General features: G+C 61.5%; 2 protein-coding genes. Both read left to right on the top strand.

Features of this window, described 5'->3' with window-relative positions:
- Positions 1–14,946 (top strand): beta strand repeat-containing protein (locus AC0Z4S_RS26375; RefSeq protein WP_485625098.1); only part of this gene is annotated, 14,946 nt, incomplete at its 5' end.
- A gap of 149 nt (positions 14,947–15,095) precedes the next feature.
- Positions 15,096–15,434, top strand: coding sequence for a tryptophan synthase subunit beta (locus AC0Z4S_RS26370; RefSeq protein ID WP_471878401.1), 339 nt, complete (start codon positions 15,096–15,098; stop codon positions 15,432–15,434).
- The last annotated feature ends 156 nt before the right edge of the window (positions 15,435–15,590 follow it).

Genomic DNA, 15,590 nt, shown 5'->3' with positions numbered 1-15,590 from the left:
GCCAATGACGTTTACAACAACGGCAGCACCGTCAGCACTACGATTACTGGCGCTACCGGTGGCAATTTCGAAAACCTGGTGCCAAGCAACACGCCAGCAGTCACTACGATCACCGACTCGGTCGACAACACTGGCCTGACTCTGACCGCGACCAACAACATTGTTGAAGGCGGTCAGATCACTTACACCGCGACCCTGACCAACCCGGCGCAAACCCCGGTGACCGTGACTCTGTCCAACGGTTCGACCATTACCATTGCCGCCGGCGAAACCGTCGGCACCGTCAACGTGCCGACTGCGGCCAATGACGTTTACAACAACGGCAGCACCGTCAGCACTACGATTACTGGCGCTACCGGTGGCAATTTCGAAAACCTGGTGCCAAGCAACACGCCAGCCGTCACTACGATCACCGATTCGGTCGACAACACCGGCCTGAGCCTCAGCGCCACCGGCACTGTGGCCGAGGGTGGCCAGATCACCTACACCGCCACGCTGACGAATCCGGCTGGCACGCCGGTAACCGTGACCCTGAGCAACGGCTCGGTGATCACCATCGATGCCGGCAAAACCACCGGCACCGTGACCCTTCCAGCCCCTGCCGATGACGTCTACAAAGACGCCGGTCAAGTTGAAGTCAGCATCAAGGACGCCACCGGCGGCAACTTCGAAAATCTGGTCCCGAGCACCACCCCGGCGGTGACCGAAATCACCGACACCGTCGATACCTCGACCGTGAAACTGACCGCTGACACCGCGGTTGCCGAGGGCGGAACTGTCACTTACACCGCCACCGTCGGCGCGCCAGTCACCGGCTCGCCTGTGGTCGTGACGTTGGCCAACGGTCAGAACATCACCATCGCCGTCGGCCAGACCACTGGTTCCATCACCTACACTGCACCGAACGATGCCTTGACCGGCAACGCTCCGCTGACCAACTCGATCACTGGCGTCACCGGCGGTAACTTCGAAAATCTGGTTGCGGACAAAACTCCAGTTTCGACCACCGTCACCGACGTTGCCGACACCACCAATCTGTCGCTGAGTGCGACCGCTTCCGTCGCTGAAGGCGGCCAGATCACTTACACCGCGAGCTTGACCAATGCTGCGGGCTCGCCAGTGACCGTGACCTTGTCCAACGGTGCCGTGATCACCATCAAGGCTGGCGAAACCAGCGGTAATGTGACCTTCCCGGCTCCGTCCGACGACGTCTACAAAGACGCCGGTTCCGTGCAGGCAACCATCACCAGTGCCACCGGCGGCAATTTCGAGAACCTCGTTCCGAGCTCCACGCCAGCGGTCACTCAAGTCACCGACACCATCGATACCTCGACGGTCAAATTGACCGCCGACACTTCTGTCGCGGAAGGCGGCACCGTCACCTACACCGCCACTGTCGGCGCGCCCGTCACCGGCTCGCCTGTTGTCGTGACCCTGGCCAACGGCCAGAGCATCACCATCGCCGTGGGCCAGACCACCGGTAGCGTCACCGCCCCGGTATCGAATGACGTGCAGATCGGTCACGCACCACTGACCAACTCGATCACCAACGTCAGCGGCGGCAACTTCGAAAATCTGGTCGCCGACAAGACTCCGATCAGCACCACCGTGACCGACACCGTCGACACCACCAGCGTCGCGCTGACTGCCACCGGCAATGTCAACGAAGGCGGACAGATCACCTACACCGCGACGCTGAGCAACCCGGCCGGCACCCCGGTAACCGTCAATCTGAGCAACGGCTCGGTCATCACCATTGAAGCGGGCAAGACCACCGGCACCGTGACCGTTCCGGCACCTGCCGATGACGTCTACAAAGACGCCGGCAAAGTCGAAGTGACCATCAAGGACGCCACCGGTGGCAACTTCGAAAGCCTGGTGCCCAATCCGACGCCAGCGGTGACCAACGTTGCCGACACCGTCAACACCACGCACCTGACCCTCAGCGCGGAAAGCTATGTGCTCGAAGGCGCTTCGATCACTTACACCGCAACGCTGACCAACGCCGCGCAGACCCCGGTCACCGTCAACCTGAGCAACGGCCAGACCATCACCATCGAAGCGGGCAAGACCAGCGGTTCGGTGACGATTGCCGCACCGAGCGATGACGTCTACAAGGATGTCAGCAAGCTCACCGTGACCATGACCGATGCCAGCGGCGGCAACTTCGAAAAGCTCGACGTCAGCAAGACTCCGGTCAGCACCACAGTCAACGATACCGTCGACACAACCGCGCTGACCCTGACTGCCAGCGATACCGTCAGCGAAGGTGGCCAGATCACCTATACCGCCACCCTGAGCAACCCCGCCGGCTCGGCCATGACCGTGACCCTGGCCAACGGCGCAGTAATCAACATCGCTGCCGGTGCTACCAGCGGCTCGGTGAATTTCCCGGCGCCCGCCAACACTCCGTACATCGATGGCAGCAACGTGCGGACGGCAATCGCCAGCCACAGCGGCGGCAATTTCGAGCGCGTCGAGGCCGATCGTTCGGCTGTGGTGACCAAAGTCACCGACGCCGTCGACACTACCGGTATCAGCCTGAGCGCCACCGGCAGCGTTGCCGAGGGCGGCTCGATCGTCTACACCGCAACCCTGAGCAATCCGGCCGGCTCCGCCATGACCGTGACCCTGAGCAACGGCGCGGTGATCAACATTGCCAAGGGTGCGAGCACCGGCAGCGCAACCGTCGCCGCGCCCGCCGATGACGTATACAAGGACGCCGGCAAGGTCGATGCGAGCATCACCAAGACCAGCGGTGGCAACTTTGAAAACCTGGTGGTCGACAAGACCCCGGCAGTCACCAATGTTACCGACACCATCGACAACAGCACCGTTTCGCTGACCGCCAGCGCCAGCGCGGTAGAAGGCGGCGTGGTCGTCTACACCGCTTCGGTGACCGCACCGGTCACTGGTTCGCCGGTAGTAGTCACTCTGTCCAACGGCCAGACCATCACCATTCCGGTCGGCGCCAGCAGTGCCAGCGTCAACTTCACCGCGCCGAACGATGCACAGGCCGGCGGCAACACCCTGAGCGTGAAAATCGACGGGGCCAGCGGTGGCAATTACGAAAATCTCATCGCTGATAAAACCCCGGCGGTGACCTCGGTGACTGACGTCGCCGATACCACCAACCTGTCGTTGTCCGCGACCGGCGCCGTAGCCGAGGGCGGTTCGATTGTCTACACCGCGACCCTGAGCAACCCGGCCGGCACCCCGGTTACCGTGAATCTGAGCAACGGCGCGGTGATCACCATCGAGGCCGGCAAAACCAGCGGCACCGTCACCGTTCCGGCACCTGCCGATGACGTCTACAAAGACGCCGGCAAAGTTGAAGTCACGATCAAGGATGCCACCGGCGGCAACTTTGAAAACCTGGTGCCAAGCACCACGCCAGCGGTCACCGATGTCACCGACACCGTCGACACCTCGACGGTCAAACTGACTGCCACCGAGACAGCGGCCGAAGGCGGCACGGTCACCTACACCGCCACGGTTGGCGCGCCGGTCACCGGTTCGCCTGTGGTCGTGACCCTGGCCAACGGTCAGAACATCACCATCGAAGTCGGCAAGACCAGCGGCAGCGTGAGCACCACCGCGCCGAACGACGTCCTCGCCGGCCACGCGCCGCTGACCAACTCGATCACCAATGTCAGCGGCGGCAACTTCGAAAATCTCGTTGCCGACCAGACCCCGGTCAGCACCACCGTGACCGACACCGTCGACACCACCAACCTGTCGCTCAGCGCGACCGGTGCGGTGAACGAAGGCGGCCAGATCACCTATACCGCGACCCTGAGCAACGCCGCCGGCACACCGGTCACCGTAACCTTGAGCAATGGCGCGACGATCACCATCGACGCCGGCAAAACCACTGGCACCGTGACTGTCGATGCACCGAAAGACGACGTCTACAAAGACGCGGGCAGCGTTGAAGCAACCATCCAGAGCGCAACGGGCGGTAACTTCGAAAAACTCGTCACCAGCACAGCGCCAGCGGTGACCACGGTCAACGACACCATCGATACCTCCACAGTATCGCTGAGCGCCACCGCGAACGTCGCCGAAGGCGAAACCGTGGTCTACACCGCGACCGTGGGCGCGCCAGTGACCGGTTCACCGGTGATCGTCAGCCTGTCCAATGGCCAGACCATCACCATCGCGGTCGGCGAAACCACCGGCAGCGTCAACTACGTCGCGCCGAACAGCCCATTGGCGGGCGGCAGCTCGTTGAGCGTGACCATCGATGGCGCCACGGGCGGCAATTACGAAAAACTGGTGGTCGACGGCAAGTCCGCCGACACCGTGGTATCGGACACCACCGACACCACCAACCTGAACCTGACCGCGAGCGATTCGGTCGCCGAAGGCGGGCAGATCACCTACACCGCGACGCTGACCAATCCGGCCGGCACACCGGTGACCGTGACCCTGTCGAACGGCGCCACGATCACCATCGACGCGGGTAAAACCACTGGCACCGTGACCGTTGCGGCACCTGCCGATGACGTCTACAAAGACGCCGGCAAAGTCGAAGTGACCATCGACAGTGCTACGGGCGGCAACTTCGAAAACCTGGTGCCGAGCTCGGTTCCAGCCGTGACCAATGTCACCGACACCATCGACACCTCGACCGTCAAACTGACGGCTGATACTTCGGTGGCTGAAGGCGGCACCGTGACTTACACCGCCACGGTTGGTGCGCCAGTTACTGGCTCGCCTGTCGTCGTGACTCTGGCCAATGGTCAGAACATCACCATCGCGGTAGGCCAGACTTCCGGCACTGCGACCTTCACCGCACCGAACGATGCGCTGACCGGCAACGCTCCGCTGACCAACTCGATCACTGGCGTAAGCGGCGGTAATTTCGAAAATCTGGTGGCGGACAAAACCCCGGTTTCGACCTCCGTCACAGACGTTGCCGACACCACCAACCTGAACCTGACCGCGAGCGATTCGGTCGCCGAAGGCGGGCAGATCACCTACACCGCGACGCTGACCAATCCGGCCGGCACACCGGTGACCGTGACCCTGTCGAACGGCGCCACGATCACCATCGACGCGGGTAAAACCACTGGCACCGTGACCGTTGCGGCACCTGCCGATGACGTCTACAAAGACGCCGGCAAAGTCGAAGTGACCATCGACAGTGCTACGGGCGGCAACTTCGAAAACCTGGTGCCGAGCTCGGTTCCAGCCGTGACCAATGTCACCGACACCATCGACACCTCGACCGTCAAACTGACGGCTGATACTTCGGTGGCTGAAGGCGGCACCGTGACTTACACCGCCACCGTCGGCGCGCCTGTTACTGGCTCGCCTGTGGTCGTGACTCTGGCCAACGGTCAGAACATCACTATCGCGGTAGGCCAGACTTCCGGCACTGCGACCTTCACCGCACCGAACGATGCGCTGACCGGCAACGCTCCGATCACCAACTCGATCACTGGGGTAACCGGCGGTAATTTCGAAAATCTGGTGGCGGACAAAACCCCGGTTTCGACCTCCGTCACAGACGTTGCCGACACCACCAATCTGTCGCTGAGTGCGACAGGTTCTGTGGCTGAAGGTGGTCAGATCACGTACACCGCTACGCTGACAAACGCCGCTGGCTCGCCTGTGACCGTGACTTTGTCGAACGGCGCCGTAATCACCATCAAGGCTGGTGAAACCACCGGCAATGTGACCGTCCCGGCACCGTCCGACGACGTCTACAAAGACGCCGGCTCCGTGCAGGCCACGATCAAAACCGCCACCGGTGGCAACTTCGAAAACCTGGTGCCGAGCACCACGCCAGCAGTGACCAGCGTCACTGACACCATCGACACCACCACCGTAAAACTGAGCGCAACCGCTGAAACGGCCGAAGGCGGCAACGTCGTCTACACCGCAACCGTCGGCGCTCCGGTTACCGGTTCGCCTGTCGTCGTGACTCTGGCCAACGGCCAGACCATCACCATCGGCGTCGGTCAGACTACCGGCACTGCAACCGCTGTTGCTTCGAACGATGCATTGACCGGCCACGCGCCGATCACCAATGCGATCACCAACGTCAGCGGTGGCAACTTCGAAAACCTCGTCGCCGACAAGACTCCGGTCAGCACCACCGTGACCGACACCGTCGACACCACGAGTCTGTCCCTGAGCGCGACAGGTTCCGTGGCCGAGGGTGGCTCGATTGTTTACACCGCTACATTGACCAACGCCGCAGGCTCGCCTGTGACCGTGACCTTGTCGAACGGCGCAGTGATCACCATCAAGGCAGGCGAAACCACCGGCAATGTGACCGTCCCAGCACCGTCCGACGACGTCTACAAAGACGCCGGCTCCGTCCAGGCAACGATCACCGGCGCTACCGGTGGCAATTTCGAGAACCTTGTTCCGAGCACCACGCCAGCCGTCACTCAAGTCACCGACACCATCGATACTTCGACGGTCAAATTGACCGCCGATACCTCGGTCGCTGAAGGCGGAACCGTGACTTACACCGCCACCGTTGGTGCGCCAGTTACTGGCTCACCAGTTGTGGTAACTCTGGCCAACGGCCAGACCATCACCATCGGCGTCGGTCAGACTACTGGCACTGCAACCGCTGTTGCTTCGAACGATGCGCTGACCGGCAACGCTCCAATCACTAACTCGATCAGTGGCGTAACCGGCGGTAATTTTGAAAATCTCGTGGCGGACAAAACTCCGGTTTCGACTTCTGTCACAGACGTTGCCGACACCACTAACCTGTCGCTGAGTGCGACCGGTTCTGTTGCTGAGGGCGGTCAGATTACATACACCGCGACACTGACCAACGCTGCAGGCTCGCCAGTGACTGTGACCTTGTCGAACGGCGCTGTCATCACCATCAAAGCAGGCGAAACCACCGGCACTGCGACCGTTCCTGCACCTTCTGATGACGTCTACAAAGACGCCGGCTCCGTCCAGGCGACGATCACCAGCGCCACCGGTGGCAATTTCGAGAACCTGGTGCCGAGCACCACGCCAGCAGTCACTACAGTCACTGACACCATCGATACTTCGACCGTCAAACTGACGGCCGATACTTCGGTTGCTGAGGGCGGCACCGTGACTTACACCGCCACGGTTGGCGCTCCGGTCACCGGCTCGCCTGTCGTCGTGACTCTGGCCAATGGTCAGAACATCACCATCGCTGTTGGCCAGACCACAGGCACCGCAACCTTTACCGCGCCGAACGATGCGCTGACCGGCAACGCTCCGCTGACCAACTCGATCACTGGCGTAAGCGGCGGTAATTTCGAAAATCTGGTGGCGGACAAAACCCCGGTTTCGACCTCCGTCACAGACGTTGCCGACACCACCAATCTGTCGCTGAGTGCGACAGGTTCTGTGGCTGAAGGTGGTCAGATCACGTACACCGCTACGCTGACAAACGCCGCTGGCTCGCCTGTGACCGTGACTTTGTCGAACGGCGCCGTAATCACCATCAAGGCTGGTGAAACCACCGGCAATGTGACCGTTCCGGCACCCTCCGATGACGTGTACAAGGACGCTGGTTCTGTCCAGGCGACGATCACCGGCGCCACCGGTGGCAATTTCGAGAACCTTGTTCCGAGCACCACGCCAGCCGTCACTCAAGTCACCGACACCATCGACACTTCGACGGTCAAATTGACCGCCGATACTTCGGTCGCTGAAGGCGGCACCGTGACTTACACCGCTACGGTTGGCGCTCCGGTCACCGGCTCGCCAGTTGTGGTAACTCTGGCCAACGGCCAGACCATCACCATCGGCGTCGGTCAGACTACTGGCACTGCAACTGCTGTTACTGCGAACGATGCGCTGACCGGCAACGCTCCAATCACTAACTCGATCACTGGGGTAACCGGCGGTAACTTCGAAAATCTGGTGGCGGATAAAACTCCGGTTTCGACTTCTGTCACAGACGTTGCCGACACCACTAACCTGTCGCTGAGTGCGACCGGTTCTGTTGCTGAGGGCGGTCAGATTACGTACACCGCGACACTGACCAACGCTGCAGGCTCGCCAGTGACTGTGACCTTGTCGAACGGTGCCGTGATCACAATCAAGGCAGGCGAAACCACCGGCACTGCGACCGTTCCGGCACCGTCCGATGACGTCTACAAAGATGCCGGTTCCGTGCAGGCGACGATCACCAGCGCTACCGGTGGCAACTTCGAGAACCTCGTTCCGAGCACTGCTCCAGCCGTGACGACAGTCACCGACACCATCGACACGTCGACGGTCAAATTGACCGCCGATACCTCGGTTGCTGAAGGCGGCACTGTGACTTACACCGCCACGGTTGGCGCTCCGGTTACCGGCTCGCCTGTCGTCGTGACTCTGGCCAACGGCCAGACCATCACCATCGGCGTCGGCCAGACTACTGGCACTGCAACCGCTGTTGCTGCGAACGATGCGCTGACCGGCAACGCTCCAATCACCAACTCGATCACTGGCGTAACCGGCGGTAATTTTGAAAATCTCGTGCCGGACAAAACTCCGGTTTCGACTTCTGTCACGGACGTTGCCGACACCACTAACCTGTCGCTGAGCGCGACAGGTTCTGTGGCCGAGGGTGGCTCGATTGTTTACACCGCTACGCTGACCAACGCCGCTGGCTCGCCTGTGACCGTGACCCTGTCGAACGGTGCCGTGATCACCATCAAGGCTGGCGAAACCACCGGCACTGCGACCGTTCCGGCACCGTCCGATGACGTCTACAAAGATGCCGGTTCCGTGCAGGCGACGATCACCAGCGCTACCGGTGGCAACTTCGAGAACCTCGTTCCGAGCACTACGCCAGCGATCACCCAAGTCACCGACACCATCGACACCTCGACCGTCAAACTGACCGCCGATACTTCGGTGGCTGAAGGCGGCACTGTGACTTACACCGCGACAGTTGGCGCTCCGGTCACTGGTTCGCCTGTGGTCGTGACTTTGGCCAACGGCCAGACCATCACCATCGGCGTCGGTCAAACTACCGGCACTGCAACCGTTGTTGCTTCGAACGATGCACTGACCGGTCACGCTCCGATCACCAATGCGATCACCAACGTCAGCGGTGGCAACTTCGAAAATCTGGTCGCCGACAAGACTCCGGTCAGCACCGCCGTGACCGACACCGTCGACAACACCAACCTGTCGCTGTCGGCGACTGGCTCGGTAGCCGAAGGTGGTCAGATCACCTACACCGCGACATTGACCAACGCCGCAGGCTCGCCAGTGACCGTGACCCTGTCGAACGGCGCCGTGATTACCATCAAGGCTGGGGAAACCACCGGCACTGCGACCGTTCCGGCACCGTCCGATGACGTCTACAAAGATGCCGGCTCGGTGCAGGCCACGATCAAAACCGCGACCGGTGGCAACTTCGAAAACCTGGTGCCGAGCACTGTTCCGGCCGTGACGACAGTCACTGACACCATCGATACTTCGACAGTCAAATTGACCGCCGATACCTCGGTTGCTGAAGGCGGCACTGTGACTTACACCGCCACGGTCGGTGCGCCAGTTACCGGTTCGCCTGTCGTCGTGACTCTGGCCAACGGCCAGACCATCACCATCGGCGTCGGCCAGACTACCGGCACTGCAACCGTTGTTGCTTCGAACGATGCACTGACCGGTCACGCTCCGATCACCAACGCCATCACCAACGTCAGCGGCGGCAACTTCGAAAACCTCGCCGCCGACAAGACTCCGGTCAGCACCACCGTGACCGACACCATCGACACCACCAACCTGTCGTTGTCGGCGACCGGCTCGGTAGCCGAGGGTGGCCAGATTACGTACACCGCGACGTTGACCAACGCCGCTGGCTCGCCTGTGACCGTGACCCTGTCGAACGGCGCCGTGATTACCATCAAGGCTGGGGAAACCACCGGCACTGCGACCGTTCCGGCACCGTCCGATGACGTCTATAAAGATGCCGGTTCCGTGCAGGCGACGATCACCAGCGCTACCGGTGGCAACTTCGAGAACCTCGTTCCGAGCACTGCTCCAGCGGTGACGACTGTCACCGACACCATCGACATGTCGACGGTCAAATTGACCGCCGATACCTCGGTTGCTGAAGGCGGCACCGTGACCTACACCGCCACGGTTGGCGCTCCGGTCACCGGCTCGCCTGTCGTCGTGACTTTGGCCAATGGCCAAACCATCACCATCGGCGTCGGCCAAACTACCGGCACTGCAACCGCTGTTGCTTCGAACGATGCATTGACCGGCCACGCGCCGATCACCAATGCGATCACCAACGTCAGCGGTGGCAATTTCGAAAATCTGGTCGCCGACAAGACTCCGGTCAGCACCACCGTGACCGACACCGTCGACACCACCAACCTGTCGTTGTCGGCGACCGGCTCGGTAGCCGAGGGTGGCCAGATTACGTACACCGCGACGTTGACCAACGCCGCAGGCTCGCCAGTGACCGTGACCCTGTCGAACGGCGCCGTGATTACCATCAAGGCAGGCGAAACCAGCGGTAATGTGACCGTCCCGGCACCGTCCGACGACGTCTACAAAGACTCCGGTTCCGTGCAGGCCACGATCAAAACCGCGACCGGTGGCAACTTCGAAAACCTGGTACCAAGCACCACGCCAGCAGTGACCAGCGTCACTGACACGATCGACACCACCACCGTAAAATTGAGCGCAACCGCCACAGCGGCCGAAGGCGGCAATGTCGTCTACACCGCAACCGTCGGCGCGCCCGTCACCGGTTCGCCAGTTGTCGTGACGTTGGCCAACGGCCAGAACATCACTATCGCGGTCGGCCAGACCACCGGCACCGTAACTGCCATCGCACCGAACGATGCGCTGACCGGCAACTCTCCGCTGACCAACTCGATTACCAACGTCAGCGGTGGCAACTTCGAAAACCTCGTTGCCGATAAGACTCCGGTCAGCACCACCGTGACCGATACCGTCGACACCACCAACCTGTCGCTCAGCGCGACCGGCTCGGTAGCCGAAGGTGGCCAGATCACTTACACCGCCACGCTGACCAATCCGGCCGGCTCGCCGGTCACCGTGACCCTGAGCAACGGCGCTGTCATCACCATCAAAGCAGGCGAAACCATCGGCACCGTGAACGTTCCAGCACCCGCCGACGACGTCTACAAGGACGCCGGCTCGGTACAGGCAACGATCACCAGCGCCACCGGTGGCAACTTCGAAAATCTGGTACCGAGCAGCACGCCGGCGATGACCAGCGTCACCGACACTGTCGACACCACTACCGTCAGCATCAGTGGCAGCAGCTCGGTGGCCGAGGGCCAGACCGCCAGCTACACCGTCAGCCTCAATCACCCGGCGCAGACCGAAGTGACCCTGAAAATCGTCTACAGCGGCACCGCTGCCGACGGTTCGGATTTCACCGGTGTGTACACCGTGAAGATTCCGGCGGGCGCCAGCAGCGCGCAGTTCAACGTCGCCACCCTCGATGACAAGATCACCGAAGGCACCGAGAACTTCGTGGTCAAGATCGATTCGGCTACTGGCGGCAACTTCGAGAACCTCGCGGTCAGCAGCACCAATGGCAGCGTCAGTACTTCGATCATCGACAACGATGCGCCACCGGTGCTCGATCTGGACGCCAACAACTCCAGCGGCGCGACCGGTGCCGATTACAAAGTGACGTTCACTGAGAACACCCCGGGCGCCGGCGTGTCGATCGCTGACACCGACCTCAGCATCACCGATCCGGACAGCACCATGCTCACCGGTGCCACCGTGGTGCTGACCAACCGTCAGGACGGCGATGCGCTGAATCTGGGCAACAGCGTCAACGGCATCACCATCAATGCCAACAGCACCAACGGCACGGTGACCCTGACCCTGTCGGGTAACGCGACCCTGGCCGATTACATGCAGGCCATCAAGAACATCAACTTCACCAACAGCAGTGAAAACCCGAGTACCGTGCCGCGCGTCATTACCGTGACGGTGACCGACGGTGGCAACTACTCGAACACCGCGACCACCACGGTCAACGTGGTGGCGGTCAACGATGCACCGGTCGCCGCGCCGAGCAACGTCACCGGCACTGAAGACACGCCGCTGGTCCTCGGCTGGTCGACCTTCGGCGTCAGCGATGTCGACAGTCCGGCGAGCAGCCTCGGGATCAAGATCACTCAGCTGCCGGGCGAGGGCAAACTGCAGTATCTGGACGGTTCGACCTGGAAAGACGTGGCCAACAACCAGACCTTCAGCAAGGCCGATATCGATGCCGGCAAGCTGCGCTTCCTGCCGGACGCCAACGAGTCAGGGACCAACGGTTACGGCGGCACCGGTCTGGGCAACAATCAGGCGGACTACGCGCAGATCAAGTTCCAGCCTACCGACGGCCAACTGCTGGGCAACACCGGCACCGTGAAGATCGACATCACGCCAGTGGCGGATGCACCGACCGTGGCCGTGGCCGACAACAGCGTTAAATCCACTGGCCTGATCAAGGAAGTCTGGACCGGTCTGTCGGGCCTGGGCACTGACGGCAGTGGCGCGACCTCGACCACCCTGAAAAACGTCATCGACGCGGCCGGCAAACCGAATTCCAGCACCAACGTCAACAACGTACAGTCCGACGGCAGCGTCGCCGCCGGTACGGCGTCGAAGACCTCTGGCCTGATTTACCTGGAAGCCGGCAAGACCTACAGCTTCAGCGGCATCGCCGATGACAGCCTGCTGATCACCATCGGCGGCAAGAGCGTGGCTTCGGGTACCTGGGGCGCGGGCGGTGCGATCAATGGTTCATTCACCCCGACCACCAGCGGCTACTACACCCTCGACATCTACCACCACAACCAGAGCGGCCCGGGCAGCTACGACGTCAACCTGTCGGTCAACGGCAGCACGCCCATCGACCTGAGCAACGCTGGCGTGCCGATCTACACTGGTGTGCAGGATCTGATCAACTCGGGCGTCACTGTCTCGGATCTGCACGGCGCTAATGGCGAAGGTTATTACGACGGCTACAAGCTCAACACCGGCGCCGAAGGCACCACGGTGAAACTGTCGGCGATCAGCACCGCGCTGACCGACACCGACGGCTCGGAAACCCTGAGCGTGAAGATCAGCGGCGCACCGGTCGGTTCGGTGCTCAGCGATGGCTCGGGTCATACCTTCACCGTTACCGCGAACAATGGCGAAGCCAATGTCACCGGCTGGAACCTCGGTTCTCTGACCGTGACCCCGCCGACCTACTACAACGGCCAGTTCAACCTGACCGTGACTTCGACCTCTACTGAACAGGTCGGCGGCTCGGCGAGCAGCACCGCGACCATTCCGGTGACGGTAGTGCCGGCGGTGTACAACGCGGTCACCGCCACCTCGGGTGACGACACCGTCACCGGCACCGACGGCAACGACATCATCGTCGCTGACATCGGCGGCCTGACCGTGGTCCCGGGCACCAACTACAACATTGCGTTCATGGTCGACAGCTCTGGAAGCATGAGCGCTGCATCGCTCAATGCCGCGAAGGACTCGCTGACTTCGGTGTTCAACAGCCTCAAGCAAAGCCTGGGCGGCAGCAACTCGGGCACGGTGAACATCTTCCTGGTGGACTTCGATACCCAGGTCAACAAGTCGGTGTCGGTGAACCTCAACGACCCGAACGCGCTGGCGCAACTCAAAGCCGTGCTGGACTCGATGGGCTCCGGCGGCGGCACCAACTACGAGGACGTGTTCAAGACCACGGCCAACTGGTTCCAGAGTGCCGATGCCGTGGCCAACACCGGGGCGAAGAACCTCACCTACTTCATCACCGACGGCCAGCCGACCTACTACCAGAGCGGTGAGCAAACCAACCCGACGCTTTATGGCAACGTGAAGCTCGATGACGTGGTGAAAACCAGCAACTACAAGCCGGGCGACACCTTCAGCACCTACATCGACAACACCCATGCGTTGACGATCAACAGTGCCGGCACCGTGACTCTGCAGACCTACAGCTCATGGTGGGGCTGGAGCAGCAGCAACCTGGGCACCATCCATGCGCAGGGCGACGGCACTTACGAGTTGTCGAACCTGGCAGGTACCGGTAACAGCACCAACTCTTCTACGAGCAGCAACTCGGCCAGCGGCTTTGCCTTGCTCAGCGGCCTGTCGAACGTTGAAGCCATCGGTCTGAACAGCGGCGTCACTCTTGATGACCTGAAACCGTACGATTCGGATAAAACGCCGCAGACCAACATCGATCCGAAAGACCTGGCCAACTCGATCATCGGCCATACCGAAGCGACGCTGCCCGGTAGCGACACCGTCAACGGTGGCGAAGGCAACGACATCCTGTTCGGCGATCTGGTGAGCTTCAACGGCATTGCCGGCGAGGGTTACCAGGCGATGCAGGCGTTCGTCGCCAAGGAAACCGGCGTCGAAGTAAGCAAAGTCAGCACCAGCAACGTGCACCAGTACATCACCGAGCACTATCAGGCGTTCGATGTGTCCGGCGCACACGACGGTAACGACACGCTGCTCGGTGGCGCAGGCAATGACATCCTGTTCGGCTCCGGCGGCAACGACCTGCTCGACGGCGGCAAGGGCAACGACATCCTGCTCGGTGGCAGCGGCAACGACACGCTGATCGGCGGTCGGGGCAACGACATCCTCATCGGCGGTTCCGGTGGTGACACTTTCGTCTGGAAATCGGGCGACACCGGTAACGACGTGATCAAGGATTTCAAAGCCAGCGAAGGCGACCGCATCGACCTGCGCGACCTGTTGCAGGGCGAGACCGGCAGCACCATCGACAACTTCCTGAAAATCACCACGGTCGATGGCACGTCGTCGCTGCAAGTCAGCTCGGCGGGCAAATTCAACTCGGGCGATGCCGCTGCGGCGACGCCGGACGTGACGATCAAACTGGAAGGCAACAACTGGGCGAGCGCCAACCTGCACAACCTGATTGCCGGCAGCGACCCGACCATCAAGGTCGATCACAACAACAGCTGAGGCTGAAACAAAAACGGCCGCCTCCGCTGAGGTGGCCGTCGCGTTTGCCGGCAATGCAGCGGTGACGATTTCATCGGCGCCCCGCATACTGGCGCGCAGTTGGCTATGCTGCTGACAGCATGACGCTGTTCATTTGTGAGGGATGCTCAATGTTTTACGTGCAACGCGATGCGCAAGGCCAGTTGGTTCGCGTGGAAGCTGCGGCGTACGCCGAGGCCACGGAAACGCTGCCCGCCGACAACCATGAGATTCAGGCGTGGTACGCCAACGAAGCCGTGGAAAACAGCCTCAGACAGCTCAAGCAGAGCGACTTTGAAATGATTCGGGTACTCGACGACCTGATTCAGGTGCTGACCCAGAAAGGCGTGATCCGCGTCACCGACCTGCCGGCGGCGGCCCAGGCCAAACTGATGGACCGCACCCAGGCGCGTGAAGCGCTGGGCGGGTTGAGCCAGTTGATCGATGAGGATGAGGGCGGGTTGATCTGATCCAGCCAAGATCAAAAGCTTACCCTCACCCCAGCCCTCTCCCGGAGGGAGAGGGGGCCGACCGAGGTGTCTGGCGCCTTGCATCGACCTGAAAAACCGGGTCGATCATGGATTCAAAACGAATCGCTCACGTCGGTGTATTTCTCGAATATCCCC

It is taken from the genome of Pseudomonas sp. 1L-B-1-E-C1, assembly GCF_057291835.1.
Note: the sequence above shows the minus strand (reverse complement) of the source record. Positions and strands in the feature narration are given on the sequence as shown.

What these genes read in the sequence shown, in the direction of transcription:
- AC0Z4S_RS26370 (WP_471878401.1), top strand. Translation starts at nt 15,096, where the DNA reads ATGTTTTACGTGCAACGCGATGCGCAAGGCCAGTTGGTTCGCGTGGAA.